The 14,151-nt window shown below is 69.4% G+C and carries 13 protein-coding genes and 2 riboswitches; of the genes, 5 read left to right on the forward strand and 8 right to left on the reverse strand.

Going from position 1 to position 14,151, the window contains the following annotated elements:
- Positions 1-4: 4 nt before the first annotated feature.
- From JYK17_RS24700 to JYK17_RS24730, 7 genes are all read right to left on the reverse strand, one after another.
- Entirely contained in the window at positions 5-1,102 is a 1,098-nt protein-coding gene (locus tag JYK17_RS24700; RefSeq protein WP_108015527.1) for an ABC transporter ATP-binding protein, read from the reverse strand.
- Positions 1,099-2,097 (reverse strand): ABC transporter permease, encoded by a 999-nt coding sequence (locus JYK17_RS24705; protein ID WP_108015528.1) that lies wholly within the window; start codon positions 2,095-2,097, stop codon positions 1,099-1,101. Before JYK17_RS24705 ends, JYK17_RS24700 begins: the two co-directional genes overlap by 4 nt.
- Positions 2,098-2,207: 110 nt before the next feature.
- Positions 2,208-4,007 carry an ABC transporter substrate-binding protein gene (locus JYK17_RS24710; protein WP_108015529.1) on the reverse strand — a complete coding sequence of 600 codons (1,800 nt, stop codon included), beginning with the start codon at positions 4,005-4,007 and terminating at the stop codon, positions 2,208-2,210.
- A 70-nt stretch (positions 4,008-4,077) separates the two neighbouring features.
- Positions 4,078-5,085: an ABC transporter permease gene (locus tag JYK17_RS24715; protein ID WP_108015530.1), complete on the reverse strand. Its 1,008-nt coding sequence runs from the start codon at positions 5,083-5,085 to the stop codon at positions 4,078-4,080.
- 333 nt (positions 5,086-5,418) lie between these two features.
- The gene (locus JYK17_RS24720) at positions 5,419-6,216 is read right to left on the reverse strand and encodes an enhanced serine sensitivity protein SseB C-terminal domain-containing protein (protein WP_108015531.1); all 798 of its coding nucleotides are present in this window, start codon (positions 6,214-6,216) and stop codon (positions 5,419-5,421) included.
- 93 nt (positions 6,217-6,309) lie between these two features.
- The gene (locus tag JYK17_RS24725; protein WP_222811196.1) at positions 6,310-7,104 is read right to left on the reverse strand and encodes an enhanced serine sensitivity protein SseB; all 795 of its coding nucleotides are present in this window, start codon (positions 7,102-7,104) and stop codon (positions 6,310-6,312) included.
- Positions 7,105-7,203: 99 nt separating this feature from the next.
- Positions 7,204-7,872, reverse strand: a complete 669-nt coding sequence (locus JYK17_RS24730; protein WP_108015533.1) for an AAA family ATPase — start codon at positions 7,870-7,872, stop codon at positions 7,204-7,206.
- A gap of 190 nt (positions 7,873-8,062) precedes the next feature.
- Positions 8,063-8,155: riboswitch (glycine riboswitch) on the forward strand.
- A riboswitch (glycine riboswitch) is annotated at positions 8,156-8,265 on the forward strand.
- A gap of 36 nt (positions 8,266-8,301) precedes the next feature.
- Between JYK17_RS24730 and gcvT the strand changes: the two genes are divergently transcribed.
- From gcvT to JYK17_RS24750, 4 genes are all read left to right on the forward strand, one after another.
- Positions 8,302-9,420 carry a glycine cleavage system aminomethyltransferase GcvT gene (gcvT, locus tag JYK17_RS24735; protein WP_108015534.1) on the forward strand — a complete coding sequence of 373 codons (1,119 nt, stop codon included), beginning with the start codon at positions 8,302-8,304 and terminating at the stop codon, positions 9,418-9,420.
- Between the two features lie 120 nt (positions 9,421-9,540).
- Positions 9,541-9,918 carry a glycine cleavage system protein GcvH gene (gene gcvH, locus JYK17_RS24740; protein ID WP_108015535.1) on the forward strand — a complete coding sequence of 126 codons (378 nt, stop codon included), beginning with the start codon at positions 9,541-9,543 and terminating at the stop codon, positions 9,916-9,918.
- Between the two features lie 14 nt (positions 9,919-9,932).
- The gene (gene glyA / locus JYK17_RS24745) at positions 9,933-11,201 is read left to right on the forward strand and encodes a serine hydroxymethyltransferase (protein WP_108015536.1); all 1,269 of its coding nucleotides are present in this window, start codon (positions 9,933-9,935) and stop codon (positions 11,199-11,201) included.
- Positions 11,202-11,257: 56 nt separating this feature from the next.
- Positions 11,258-12,640, forward strand: coding sequence for an L-serine ammonia-lyase (locus JYK17_RS24750; protein WP_108015537.1), 1,383 nt, complete (start codon positions 11,258-11,260; stop codon positions 12,638-12,640).
- An 82-nt stretch (positions 12,641-12,722) separates the two neighbouring features.
- Here the strand turns inward: JYK17_RS24750 and JYK17_RS24755 are convergent, their stop codons facing one another.
- Complete coding sequence (locus tag JYK17_RS24755) at positions 12,723-13,148, reverse strand: winged helix-turn-helix transcriptional regulator (protein WP_108015538.1); 426 nt, start codon at positions 13,146-13,148, stop codon at positions 12,723-12,725.
- Positions 13,149-13,278: 130 nt separating this feature from the next.
- Between JYK17_RS24755 and JYK17_RS24760 the strand changes: the two genes are divergently transcribed.
- Positions 13,279-14,124 carry an SDR family oxidoreductase gene (locus JYK17_RS24760; protein ID WP_128801877.1) on the forward strand — a complete coding sequence of 282 codons (846 nt, stop codon included), beginning with the start codon at positions 13,279-13,281 and terminating at the stop codon, positions 14,122-14,124.
- The last annotated feature ends 27 nt before the right edge of the window (positions 14,125-14,151 follow it).

Raw genomic sequence — 14,151 nt, forward strand, 5'->3', positions numbered from 1 at the left:
TCGCTCACAGCTTCGGCGCAATCTCTTCGGTCCAGATCCGCTCCCGCTGCTCCTGCGTCATGTGGCAGGCGGCCCAGTGCTGGCTGCCCACCTCGGTCAGCTCGGGGCGGACCGTGCGGGTGAGGTTGTCCTTGGGGACGTCGGCGTAGGGGCAGCGCGGGTTGAAGGCGCAGCCGGACGGGACGTTGATCAGCGAGGGCGGGGAGCCCTTGACCGGGATCAGACGGTCCTGCTGCTCACGGTCCAGACGCGGCATCGAGCCGAGCAGGCCCCAGGTGTAGGGGTGGCGGGGCTCGTAGAACACCTTCTCCGCCGGACCGCGCTCGACACAGCGGCCGCCGTACATCACCAGGATGTCGTCGGCCAGCTCGGCGACGACGCCCAGGTCGTGGGTGATGATGATGACCGCGGAGCCGAACTCCTTCTGCAGGTCGCGGATCAGGTCGAGGATCTGCGCCTGGACGGTCACGTCCAGGGCGGTCGTCGGCTCGTCCGCGATGAGCAGCTCGGGGTTGTTGACCAGCGACATCGCGATCATCGCGCGCTGGCGCATACCGCCGGAGAACTCGTGCGCGTAGCTGTCCACGCGCTTGTCCGGCTGTGGGATGCCCACCCGGTCGAGCATCTCTATCGCGCGCCGCTTGGCGGTCTTCTTGTCCACGTTGTGGTGGATCCGGTACGCCTCCACGATCTGCTGACCGATCGTGTAGTACGGGTGCAGCGCGGACAGCGGGTCCTGGAAGATCATCGACATCTGCCGGCCGCGCAGCTTGCGTACGTCGTCCGGGTTCGAGGTCAGCAGCTCGGTGCCGTCCAGCCAGATCTCGCCGGAGATCTGCGCCTTGCGCTTGCCGTACTGGCCGGCGGTGTGCAGGCCCATGATGCCGAGCGAGGTCACCGACTTGCCGGAACCCGACTCGCCCACGATGCCGAGGGTCTTGCCCTTCTCCAGCTTGAAGGACAGCCCGTCAACGGACTTGACCAGTCCGTCGTCGGTCGGGAAGTGCACCTTGAGGTCGCGCACTTCCAGGAAGGCGGTCGGGGCCGGCGAGGCCGAGGTGGGCTCGCCCACGGCTGCTCCGGTCTTGCTGAGTTCGGTCATGCGAGCCTCACTCGGGGGTCGATCACGGCGTACAGGACGTCCACCACGAGGTTGGCGATGAGTACCGCGAGGGAGGTGATCAGGGTGACGCCCAGGATGATGGGCAAGTCCTGGTTCTTGATGCCGTTCAGCACGGCCTGGCCGAGGCCCGGCAGGCTGAACGTCGTCTCGGTCAGGATCGCGCCGCCGATGAGGGCGCCGAGGTCCATGCCGAGCATGGTGAGGATGGGCGTGAGCGTCGAGCGCATGGCGTGCTTGCGGATGACGACCTGTTCCTTCAGGCCCTTCGCGCGTGCCGTGCGGATGTAGTCCTCACCCAGGATCTCCAGCATGGTGGCGCGGGTGATCCGGGCGTACATCGCCGCATAGAGGAACGCGAGTGTGACCCACGGCAGGATCATGCCGCCCAGCCAGCCGGTGAAACTGTCGCCGATCGGCACGTACTGCCCGTCGATCCAGCCCAGCCCGTAGGAGAAGATCGCGAGCGAGAGCAGACCGGTGAAGTAGATGGGCAGCGAGACACCGCTGAGGGCGACGACCATGGCGCTGCGGTCCCAGAGGCTGCCCCGCTTGAGTGCGGAGAGCACACCGGCGGAGACGCCGAAGATCAGCCACAGCACGGCGGCACCGAGCGCCAGACCCAGGGTCACCGGGAAGCGGTCGGTCAGCACCGGCCAGACGGCCTGCTCACTGCGGAAGGAGTAGCCGAAGCACGGCGCGGCGCAGTGGGTGACATCGCCGCCGGCCGCGTAGGTGCGACCCGCGAAGATGCCTTTGAAGAAGTGCCAGACCTGGACGAAGATCGGGTCACCCAGACCCAGCTTCACCCGGACCGCTTCCACCGCCGCGGGATCCGCCTGCTTGCCCACGAAGCTCGTGGCGATGTCCACGCCCGCCCACTTGGGGACGAGGAAGAAGATGCAGAAGACCACCAGGATGATGACCACCAGCATCACTGCGGCGGCGAACAGCCGCCTGATGAGGTAAGCGAGCACAGCTTACGGCCCGCCGCGGACCGCGGGCCGCCGGATTGTGTCCGGTGGCCCGCGGTCACGCCGCGCCGGCCTTCACCTGCCTTTCGTGCCGTACGGCTGGTGTGCCGGGACTACTTCTTCGGGTTCTTCAGGCCGAGGTTGACGAAGTCGTAGTAACCGCTGTACGCATCCGTCGTGTAGATGTTGGCCACGTTCGAGCCGCGGAAGTTCAGCAGCCGCTCGAAGGTGAAGGGCAGGTAGTACGCGCCCTCGCTCACCTTGTGGTTGATCTCCTTGGCGATGTCGGTCTTCTTCGCCTGGTCCGTCGCCTTGGTGGCGTTGTACTGGTCGAACAGGCCGTCGATCGACTTGTCCTTGATCATGGCGAAGTTGTTGTTACCGCTCTGGAGGATGTACTTGCTGCTCCACAGCGGGATGCCGTAGCCCTGGACGCTCGGGAAGTCCGGACCCCAGCCCATGATGATGATGCCGAGCTTCTTCTTCTCGACGTTGGCCGGGGCACCGATGATGCCGGCGCTCTGCGAACCGTCGTACTGGTAGATGTCGGCGTTGATGCCGACCTTCTTCAGCGCGGCCTGCAGGGACGTGGCCGTGGCCACCTCCTGCTGCTTGTTGTTGCGGACGGCGATCGTGGTCTTGAAGCCGTTCGGCTGACCGCAGGCCTTGAGCTCCTGCTTGGCCAGGGTGGCGTTGCCGTTCTTGTTCGCACCGGCGATCTTGTACGGGTCGTACTTCTGACCCTCGGAACCCGGCACCGACGGCGGGAGCATGTTGGTGCCGATGAGGCCACCGGCGATCGGGCCACCGCGCGCGGTCTGCAGCGAGACGTGGTCGGCTGCGTAGATCACGGCCTTGCGGCAGTGGATGTTGTCGAACGGCTTGACCGTCTGCGGGAAGACCGCGTAGCGGATGAAGCCGGAGACCGGGTTGTCCAGGTTGGCCTTGTGCTGCTTCAGGGCGATGGTGCGGCCCTGCGGGCCAAGACCCGTCTGGCTGGCGTCGATGTCGTAGTCGCCGTTGATCAGACGCTGGTCGGAGTCGCTCTGGTTCGAGGAGATCGCGAGCGAGATGGTGTCCGGGTAGGCCTTGCGGACCGGGTCCGAGGAGGCCTTCCAGTTGGTGTTGCGCACCAGCACCAGCTTCTTGCCCGGGCTGTACGACTGGAACTTGTACGGACCCGAGGAGAACGGGTGCAGGCCGTACTTGGACTTGGTGTCCTTGTCCTGGCGGACCGGCGAGGCCGAGGTCATGGCCAGCACCTGCTTGAAGTCCGAGTTGGCCGTCGGCAGGTGGAAGACGATGGTCTTGGCGTCGGGCGTGTCGATCGCCTTCAGGCCGAGGTGGTCCTTCGACTTGTCCTTGTACGGGCCCTTGTACGTGCCCTTGGGGTCGAGCATCTGCTGCAGGTAGACCGGACCGCCGGACAGCACGTCCTGCGCCCAGGAGCGCTCGATGCCGTACTTGATGTCCTGGGAGGTGATCGGCTTGCCGTCCTCCCACGTGATGCCGTCACGCAGCTTGAACGTGTAGGTCTTGCCGTCGGCCGAGACCTGGCCCGCGTCCGTGGCGAGGTCGGGCGTGACCTCGGCACCCTTCGCGCCCGGCTCGGTCTTGTAGGTGAGCAGCTGACGGCTGTAGTAGCGCGAGAAGTCCCACATGAAGCCGTAGTAACCACGCGTGGTGTCCCACGAGTCGGCATCCTGGGTGGTGACGAACTTCAGCTCGCCGCCCTTCTTGACCTCCGAGGCCTGGGCGACCTTGTTGTTCGCCGCGTCGAAGCCGGGTGCACCGCTCTTCGAACCGCCATTGTCGTTGCTGCCGCCGCACGCCGCCGTGGTCAGCAGCGCAGCGACCCCGACAGCAGCGGCCAATGCCTGCTTACGCCGCCCTGAGGTGCGTTGGGTAGTCACGATCTCGGATCCTCCGGTGTTGATGAGAGACCCCGTGGTTGTACTCACGGGACGCTGGGGGTACGGCAGTTCAGCGGGAACCCTTGGGGTCGAGCGCGTCCCGCACGCCGTCGCCGAAGAGGTTGAAGGCGAGCACGGTGATGAAGATCGCCACACCCGGGACCACCATGAACATGGGGTCCGAGTCGTAGTAGTCGATCGCCGTCGAGAGCATCTGCCCCCAGGACGAGGTGGGCGGCTTGACGCCCACGCCCAGGAAGCTGAGTGCCGCCTCGGTGAGGATGTTGGTCGGGATCATCATCGTCGTGTAGACGATGATGGGCGCGACCAGGTTGGGCAGCAGCTCCTTGAAGAGGATGTAGAACCGCCCGCCGCCCAGGGACCGGGCAGCCTCGACGTATTCGCGTTCGCGCAGTGAGAGCGTCTGACCGCGCACCACCCGCCCGATGTAGGGCCAGCCGAAGAAGCCGATGACCAGGATCATCACGAACACGCGCACGCTCGATCCGGTCAGACCGAGCATCTCGTTCGGCATGACGGAGACCAGGGCGATGATGAAGAGCAGCTGCGGGAAGGCGAGCAGGCCGTCCATGACGCGGCTGATGACCGAGTCGACCCAGCCGCCGAAGAAGCCGGCCAGGATGCCCAGGACCGTGCCGATCACGACGGCGACGATCGCGGACAGGAAGCCGACCAGGAGCGAGATCCGGGCGCCGTAGAGGATGCGCGCGAAGATGTCGCGGCCGTTGACCGGCTCCACGCCCAGCAGGTGGTCCCCGCTGATGCCCCCCAGGGACCCCTTGGGCGTGCCGAACAGCGGGTCGATCAGGCCCTCGTGGTACGCGTCGGGGTCCTGCCCGACGAGGTTCGCGAGCAGCGGGGCGAACACGGCGATCAGGATGAGTGCGATCACGACGACGCCGCCCGTGAGCGCGAGCTTGTCGCGCTTGAGCCGCTCCCAGGCGATCCGGCCCAGGGAGCGCCCTTGAACGGCCTTTTCCCCGGCGGTGGCGACCGCCGCTTCTTCGACCGCGCTCGGGGCCGCTTCCGCGGTCGGCTCGTGCAATGGTGCCGTCATCTTGGCAGGGACCCCTCTCAACCGGCGGTAGCCGGCCCGCACTTGCCGCTGTAGCGGCGTGATCAGTCCGTCGTACTTCGGGGGCGAACCCCCACAGCGGGAGTCTTAAACCCCCCTGGAGCGGGAGTCTTCAACGCTTTGGCGATCTGTTGCCAGACTTGGCGGTGAAAGGATGCGTAAACGTGATGCGGGCTGGTGGGTTCCGTTATCCGGACAGCAGGTTACGGCGGTCGGACGCTGGACATTTCGGACATAAACGAGCACAGGCGTACTTTCTGGCGCTATCTACGCGCGGAGATCAGCTTCCCGTCCGGAACGGATCAACGCTCCGTCTCAGTATCCGCCATGCACCGGTGGGTAGCCGTACCCGCCCGCCGGAGCCTGGGCCGGAGCCGCCGCGTGAGCCTCGCGGTCGTAGAACGGGCGGGCGTTGGCACGCATCCAGAGCGCCACCGGATCGTACTCGTCGGACATCGCCACCGTTGACACGGGCAGCCCGTCCGGGACGGCCCCGACGGACTGCTGCATCATCGCGCGCACCGAGTCCACCGCGGGCGGGCTGGTGTCGTACACGTCCAGACCGATGGCGAGATACGGCGCCCCGAGGGCCGGCTGCACCCAGGCGCGGCGCAGCGAGCGGACGGACGGGGTGCGATGGGCGTTCTGCGCGAGCAGGGCGTAGAACTGCGGGATCTCGATGGCCGGTTCCGACAGCCGCAGCGGACCCGCGGCCTGGCGCTCCAGGCCGGTGGCGATCCGGCGCAGATCCAGCCAGGGGATGCCCACCCCGCCGCCCGGCGCATGCGGGTTGAGCCAGAGGCCGAAATGGTCGGGGTAGAGGGTGCGGGCCACGTCGAGGCCGTCGACCACCTCGTACGACCGGTTCCAGCCGCTGGCCGAGAGCTCCTGGGCGGAGGTGACGCACGGGGCGTAGCCGTAGCCGCCGACCTCCATGTTCCCGTACTGGGCGTCCGGGGAGCCGGCCTGACCGTGCCACAGGAGCATCCAGATCTGGCCGGAGCCGGGGGTCGCGAGTGCGCGGAGGAGTGCCTCGTAGGCGTCGTAGCGCCCCGGCGTCACCTGGCGCAGCATCTGCTCGACCTGCCCGGTCGTGGTGCCGCTGGCGCTCACGTGTACCGCCCCTTCTGGTGGTTGCCCCGCATATGGAAACAGCTTAAGCGCCGAGCGGCCCGGGACCCGTTCGGTCGGCCGGCGCTCGTGCGGTCAGATGTGGTCCCTCGTATAGAAAGGGCGCACCTGCTCGCGCATCCAGTTCGCGACCGGGTCGTCCGTGACGTCCAGCAGGACGAGATTGACCGGCCATGCGGTCGGGACCCGGGTCACCGCCCGCTCCAGCGCCTGCAGGGGAAGCGCCCTCAGATCGCCGTCCAGGTGGCTGAGTTCGACCCCCACGAACATCACCGGTTCGGCCGTCTCGACGGCGGCCAGACAGCGGCGGGCGGTGACGACCACTCCGGTCGCGGCGAACTCGGCGGACGCGGCGGCCAGGAAGTCGACCGGGTCGACCTGCCAGTCCGGTTCGAAGAGGCGGACGCGGCCGCCGGAGGCCGGGCCGTCCAGCGGGGTGCGGCCCATCCGGCACAGCTCGGCGACGGCGGCCGGCGGGAGGGGGACGCCGATCACGCCGTCGGGGTTGACCGCGATGCCGACCTGCGGCGGCAGCCCGCGGGCGAACTCGACGGCCGGCGCGATCGTGAACGACATATGGGCGCCGACGACATGACGGAACTGCTCCTCGGAGCTGAAGACCGGGACGTAGGCCTGGCCCTCGATCTCCAGCGTGGGCAGGTCCAGCGGGCCGCTGTGCGGGCCTCCGCCGCCGGGCAGCGGTACCCAGACGAAGCTGCGCCCGAGCACCTCGAGGATGCGGCCGCCCGCGGAGGGTATGCCGAACGAGGCCGAGAGCACCTCCTCCAGCTCGTTGCCGGGCCATCCGCCGTGCGGATGGGGGTGCGCCTGCATGGGAAAGTCCGCGGGAAGATCCGCTGGGAAGTCCATCTGTGTCCGACCGCCTGCTGAGAACCACTGCTGCTGAGAGCCAGTGCCTGAGAACGACTGCTGAGGCTGGAAAGGCTAGCGGGTGCAAGGACAAAGGGGTCAGCCCGTGAAGGCGATGCTGCGCAGGACGTCGGCCGCGTCCCGGTCCAGGAGGACCGCCGAGGCGGTGCCCTCGGGCAGGTCGCCCCGCTCCACCGAGCGGATCAGCCGCGCCGCCGCCCGGCGGTGGCGCAGGAACGCGTAGCGCGAGACACCGCGGCCGCGCTCGCGCTGGCCGGCCAGGGCCGCGTCCGGCGCGACGTCGAGCAGCAGCAGATGCAGGGTGCCGCCGCGGCGGCGGGCTTCGCGAGCCAGCCAGCCGCGCACCCAGGACTGCGTACCGCAGTCGTGCACGACGACGCCGCGGTCGCCGCGCAGTGCGCGGCGCAGCCCGGCGTAGTGCGCGAGGCGGACCAGGGGCCGGTAGAGCGCGTACGGCACGAAGCGGGGAACGCGCGCCTCCCAGCGGTCGCGGGTGTCCTGGGAGTCGATGCGCTCTCCCCGCACCGCGCGCTCCATCAGCGTGGACTTGCCGCTGCCCGGCAGGCCGGTGATCACCACCAGGTCACGGGGGCCGAACAGCAAGGCGTGCGGGCTGCGTCCCGCGCGCTCGCGCAGGTCGCGGACGACCCGTGCCGGGCGGGTGCCGCGCCTCTCCCGGGCGGGTGCCGCGGACTGCTCGGGCAGCGCGAGCGCCGAGCTCGTGGCGTACGCGGTGGTCCTGTTCACCGTGATCGTCCTCCCCTGGGGCCCGGTACGGATCCCGTGCCCTTCGAGTGTAAAGAGAAGGTAATGCGCGGGTCTCGTGTTTTGGTGATCGCCCTGCCACAAGCCCGTCACAAAGGCGGGGGAGGCCGCGGCCCTGCCACGCACGGACGAGGCGTGCAATGATGTGCGCGCCAACTGCATACCGGCCGCTTGAATCCGCGCGGGAGAGACCCCGGAACTCCGGGGCGCCGAAGGAGCAAGTACCTCCCTTGAATCTCTCAGGCCCCGTTACCGCGCGGGCGAGGCACATCTGAAAAGCGGGCCGCTGCGACAGTGGCTCCACCCAAGGTGCAAGCCCGGATCGCCCGTGCGATCAGGGCGAACCTCTCAGGTTCCGATGACAGATGGGGAGGAACGACATCGCCCTGTCATGACTTGGGAGACCCACCCATGAGCAGCACCCCACTGCGCCGTACCGCGCTCGATGCCCTGCATCGCTCGCTCGGCGCGACGATGACCGACTTCGCCGGCTGGGACATGCCGCTGCGCTACGGCTCCGAGCGCGACGAGCACCTCGCCGTGCGCACCCGGGCCGGGCTGTTCGACCTCTCCCACATGGGCGAGATCACCGTCACCGGCCCCCAGGCCGCGGCCCTGCTGAACCACGCCCTGGTCGGCAACATCGCCTCCGTCGGCGTCGGCCGCGCCCGCTACACCATGATCTGCCGCGCCGACGGCGGCATCCTGGACGACCTGATCGTCTACCGGCTCGCCGAGACCGAGTACATGGTCGTCGCCAACGCCTCCAACGCCCAGGTCGTCCTCGACGCCCTGACCGAGCGCGCCGCCGGCTTCGACGCCGAGGTGCGCGACGACCGCGACGCCTACGCGCTGATCGCCGTGCAGGGCCCCGAGTCCCCCGGCATCCTGAAGTCCCTGACCGACGCCGACCTCGACGGCCTGAAGTACTACGCGGGCCTGCCCGGCACCGTGGCCGGCGTCCCCGCCCTGATCGCCCGCACCGGTTACACCGGCGAGGACGGCTTCGAGCTCTTCGTGAAGCCCGAGCACGCCGTGGAGCTGTGGCAGGCGCTGACCGCGGCCGGCGAGGGCGTCGGCCTGGTCCCCTGCGGGCTGTCCTGCCGGGACACCCTGCGCCTGGAGGCGGGCATGCCGCTGTACGGGCATGAGCTGTCGACCTCCCTGACCCCCTTCGACGCCGGGCTCGGGCGCGTGGTGAAGTTCGAGAAGGAGGGCGACTTCGTGGGGCGTGCCGCGCTGGCCGAGGCCGCCGCCCGCGCCGAGCAGAACCCGCCCCGCGTCCTGGTCGGCCTGGTCGCCGAGGGCCGCCGGGTCCCGCGCGCCGGGTACCCGGTCGTCGCCGGTGGCGCGGTGATCGGCGAGGTCACCTCCGGCGCCCCCTCCCCCACGCTCGGCAAGCCGATCGCGATGGCCTACGTCGACGCCGCGCACGCGGCCCCGGGCACGCCCGGGGTGGGTGTCGACATCCGCGGCAGCCATGAACCGTACGAGGTCGTGGCGCTGCCGTTCTACAAGCGCCAGAAGTAGACACTGGGCGTGGGCGACCGTCCGCACTGATGTGACCCCGCGCACATTGTTCCTGCTCATCCGGGCATTCAGCACTCCCTCATTCACCAGCACCTTCCCGCGTACAGGAGAATTCAGGCCATGAGCAACCCGCAGCAGCTGCGCTACAGCAAGGAGCACGAGTGGCTGTCGGCCGCCGAGGACGGCGTCTCGACGGTCGGCATCACCGAGTTCGCGGCCAACGCGCTCGGCGATGTCGTCTACGCCCAGCTTCCCGAGGTGGGCTCCGCCGTGACCGCGGGCGAGACCTGCGGCGAGCTGGAGTCGACCAAGTCGGTCAGCGACCTGTACTCCCCCGTCACCGGTGAGGTCACCGAGATCAACGAGGACGTGGTGAACGACCCGTCCCTGGTCAACTCGGCCCCCTTCGAGGGCGGCTGGCTGTTCAAGGTGCGCGTCACCGAGGAGCCGTCCGACCTGCTCTCCGCCGACGAGTACACCGCCCAGAACGCCGGCTGAGGAGTCGTAGCCGAATGACCGCCCTGAACACGTCCCTGCACGAGCTCGACCCGGAGATCGCCGCGGCGGTCGACGCCGAGCTGGTGCGCCAGCAGTCGACCCTGGAGATGATCGCCTCCGAGAACTTCGCGCCGCTCGCGGTGATGGAGGCACAGGGCTCGGTGCTGACCAACAAGTACGCCGAGGGCTATCCGGGCCGCCGCTACTACGGCGGCTGCGAGCACGTCGACGTCGCCGAGCAGATCGCCATCGACCGGCTCAAGGAGCTGTTCGGCGCCGCCTACGCCAACGTCCAGCCGCACTCCGGCGCCTCCGCCAACCAGGCCGCCCTGTTCGCGCTGGCCCAGCCCGGCGACACCATCCTGGGCCTGGACCTGGCGCACGGCGGCCACCTCACCCACGGGATGCGGCTGAACTTCTCCGGCAAGCAGTTCAACGTGGTCGCCTACCACGTGGACGCCGCCACCGGCCTGGTCGACATGGCCGAGCTGGAGCGGCTCGCCAAGGAGCACCGCCCGAAGGTGATCATCGCGGGCTGGTCGGCGTACCCGCGCGAGCTGGACTTCGCCGCCTTCCGCCGGATCGCCGACGAGGTCGGCGCGTACCTGTGGGTGGACATGGCGCACTTCGCCGGACTGGTGGCGGCCGGGCTGCACGCCAACCCGGTGCCCCACGCGGACGTGGTCACCTCCACCACCCACAAGACACTGGGCGGGCCGCGCGGCGGCATCATCCTGGCGCGCAGCACCGACTTCGCGAAGAAGCTGAACTCCTCGGTCTTCCCCGGCTTCCAGGGCGGCCCGCTGGAGCATGTGATCGCCGCCAAGGCGGTCTCCTTCAAGGTCGCCGCGAGCGAGGAGTTCCGCGAGCGGCAGCGGCGTACGGTGGAGGGGGCGCGGATCCTGGCCGAGCGGCTGACCGCCGACGACGTCCGGGCGGCCGGGGTGAACGTGCTCTCCGGCGGCACCGACGTGCATCTGATCCTCGTCGACCTGCGCGCGTCCGAACTGGACGGGCAGCAGGCCGAGGACCGGCTGCACGAGGTGGGCATCACGGTCAACCGCAACGCCGTGCCCGACGACCCGCGCCCGCCGATGGTCACCTCGGGGCTGCGGATCGGTACCCCGGCGCTGGCCACCCGCGGCTTCGGCGCCGAGGACTTCGCCGAGGTCGCGGACGTGATCGCCGAGGCGCTGAAGCCGTCCTACGACGCCGAGGCGCTGAAGGCCCGGGTCCGGGCGCTGGCCGACAAGCACCCGCTGTACCCCGGCCTCAACAAGTAGTTCCCCGGTGGGGGCACCCGACGATGTGTGCCCCCACCCTCTCAGGAGGATGTCCCGTGGCCATCTCGGTCTTCGATCTGTTCTCGATCGGCATAGGCCCGTCGAGCTCCCACACGGTGGGTCCGATGCGGGCGGCCGGCCTGTTCGCCCGCCGGCTGCGCAACGAAGGCCTGCTGCCGAAGGTGGCGTCCGTCCGCTCCGAGCTCTACGGCTCGCTCGGCGCGACCGGCCACGGCCACGGCACCCCCAAGGCGGTCCTGCTCGGCCTCGAGGGCGCCTCGCCGCGCACCGTGGACGTGGAGACGGCGGACGACCGGGTGGAGGCGATCAGGAGCACCGGGCTGCTGAACCTGCTCGGTGAGCGCGAGATCCCGTTCTCCTTCGACGACGACCTCAAGCTGCACCGCCGCAAGGCGCTGCCGTACCACGCCAACGGCATGACCCTGTGGGCCCACGACGCCGACGGCACGGAGCTGCTGTCCAAGACGTACTACTCGGTCGGCGGCGGTTTCGTCGTCGACGAGGACGCGGTCGGCGCGGACCGCATCAAGCTCGACGACACCGTGCTCAAGTACCCCTTCCGCACCGGCGACGAACTGCTGCGCCTGACCCAGGAGACCGGCCTGTCGATCTCCGCGCTGATGCTGGAGAACGAGCGCGCCTGGCGCACCGAGGACGAGATCCGCGAGGGCCTGCTCGACATCTGGCACGTGATGCAGAGCTGCGTCTCCCGGGGCATGTCCCGCGAGGGCATCCTGCCGGGCGGCCTGCGGGTACGGCGCAGGGCCGCCGTGTCCGCCCGCCAACTGCGCGCCGAGGGCGACCCGTTGGCGCACGCGATGGAGTGGATCACGCTCTACGCGATGGCCGTGAACGAGGAGAACGCCGCGGGCGGCCGCGTCGTCACCGCCCCCACCAACGGCGCGGCCGGCATCATCCCGGCCGTCCTGCACTACTACGTCAACTTCGCGGCGGGCGCCGCCTCCGAGCAGGAGAAGGAGGAGTCGGTCGTACGCTTCCTGCTCGCCGCCGGCGCGATCGGCATGCTCTTCAAGGAGAACGCGTCGATCTCCGGCGCCGAGGTCGGCTGCCAGGGCGAGGTCGGCTCGGCCTGCTCGATGGCGGCCGGCGCGCTGGCGGAGGTGCTCGGCGGATCTCCCGAACAGGTCGAGAACGCCGCCGAGATCGGCATGGAGCACAACCTCGGCCTGACCTGCGACCCGGTCGGCGGCCTGGTCCAGATCCCGTGCATCGAACGCAACGGCATGGCCGCGGTCAAGGCGGTCACGGCGGCGAAGATGGCCCTGCGCGGCGACGGCTCGCACAAGGTGTCCCTGGACAAGGTCATCAAGACGATGAAGGACACCGGCGCCGACATGTCCGTCAAGTACAAGGAGACGGCGCGGGGCGGGCTCGCGGTGAACATCATCGAGTGCTGAGGCCGAGTGCCGAGCTCGTGCGCTGAGACGGAGTGCCGAGGTCGTGCGCTGAGACGGGGGCGCGTTCGGGCGGCCCCGTCGGTCAGCGCAGCGCCGACGCCTGGTCGTCGGCCTCGTCGAACGCCTGCCTGGCCTGCTCCACCTTCCGGAGGTTCTCCGCGGACCATTCGGCGAGGTGGGCGAAGATCGGCGCCAGGCTGCCGCCGAGTTCGCTGATCTCGTACTCGACCCGGGGCGGCACCTCCGGGTAGTACGTGCGCACCACCAGGCCGTCGCGCTCCATCTGGCGCAGCCGCTGGGTGAGCACCTTCGCGGTGATGGTGCCGATGTTGCGCTGCAGCTCGACGAAACGCTGCCGGCCGAACTCGTTCAGCGTCCACAGGATGGGCGTCGTCCAGCGACTGAAGACGATGTCGACCACCGGGGAGACCGGGCACGCCAGCTCCGGGTCGACGACCTGCCCGCCCTGCCTGCTGACGCTGCCCGTGGCGCGCGTGCTGCCGCCCATTGGAACCCTCCCGGGAAGTCACTTTCCTCTAGGTACCTAGTATACAAACGATGCTAGCGTCGCCGACAGAGCCCGGCCGGTCCCGGTCTCCACCCCAACTCGCGCTCGTATCCACGCCTTTGGAGTTGTCATGATCGTTGTCACCGGAGCCTCCGGAAACGTCGGCCGCCCCCTCGTCGAGGCGCTCGCCACCGCGGGCGAGAAGGTCACGGCCGTATCGCGCAGTCCCGTTGCCCACGACCTGCCCAAGGAGGCGCGACATGTCCGCGCCGACCTCGCCGATCCCGCCACCCTGGGCCCCGCCCTGGACGGCGCGGACGCCCTGTTCATCCTGCTGGCCGGCGAACTGCTCGGCGGTGGCGCACCGGCCGTCGAGGTCCTGGCGGCCGCCAGGGAAGCCGGCGTGCGGCGCGTGGTGCTGCTCTCCTCGCAGATCAACGGCACCCGACCGGACGCCCTCTCGCACGGCCGGCTGCGGGAGTTCGAGGAGGCCGTACGCACCTCGGGCCTGGACTGGACCATCCTGCGCCCCGGCGGCTTCGCCTCCAACGCCTACGCCTGGATCGAGACCGTCCGCACACAGCGCACGGTGATCGCCCCGTTCGCCGACGTGGCACTGCCCGTCGTGGACCCGGCGGACATCTCGGAGGTAGCCGCCGTGGTCCTGCGCGACGAGGGCCACTCCGGCCGGATCTACGAACTGACCGGCCCGGCCGCCGTCACCCCGCGCGAACAGGCCGCGGCGCTGTCCGAGGCGCTCGGCGAGCAGGTGGGCTTCATGGACCTGACCCGTGAGCAGGCGCGCGAGCACATGGCGAAGTTCATGCCCGAGCCGGTGATCGAGGGCACCCTCGACATCCTCGGCGAGCCGCTGCCCGCCGAACAGCGGGTCAGTGGCGACATCGAGCGGATCCTCGGCCGCCCGGCGGGCTCCTTCGCCGACTGGGCCAAGCGCAACGCCCACGCCTTCAATTGACATCCTCTCCCCCTGAAGGGGGGAGAT

The sequence above is a fragment of the Streptomyces plumbidurans genome (assembly GCF_019857225.1).
Taxonomy (GTDB): Bacteria; Actinomycetota; Actinomycetes; order Streptomycetales; family Streptomycetaceae; genus Streptomyces; species Streptomyces plumbidurans.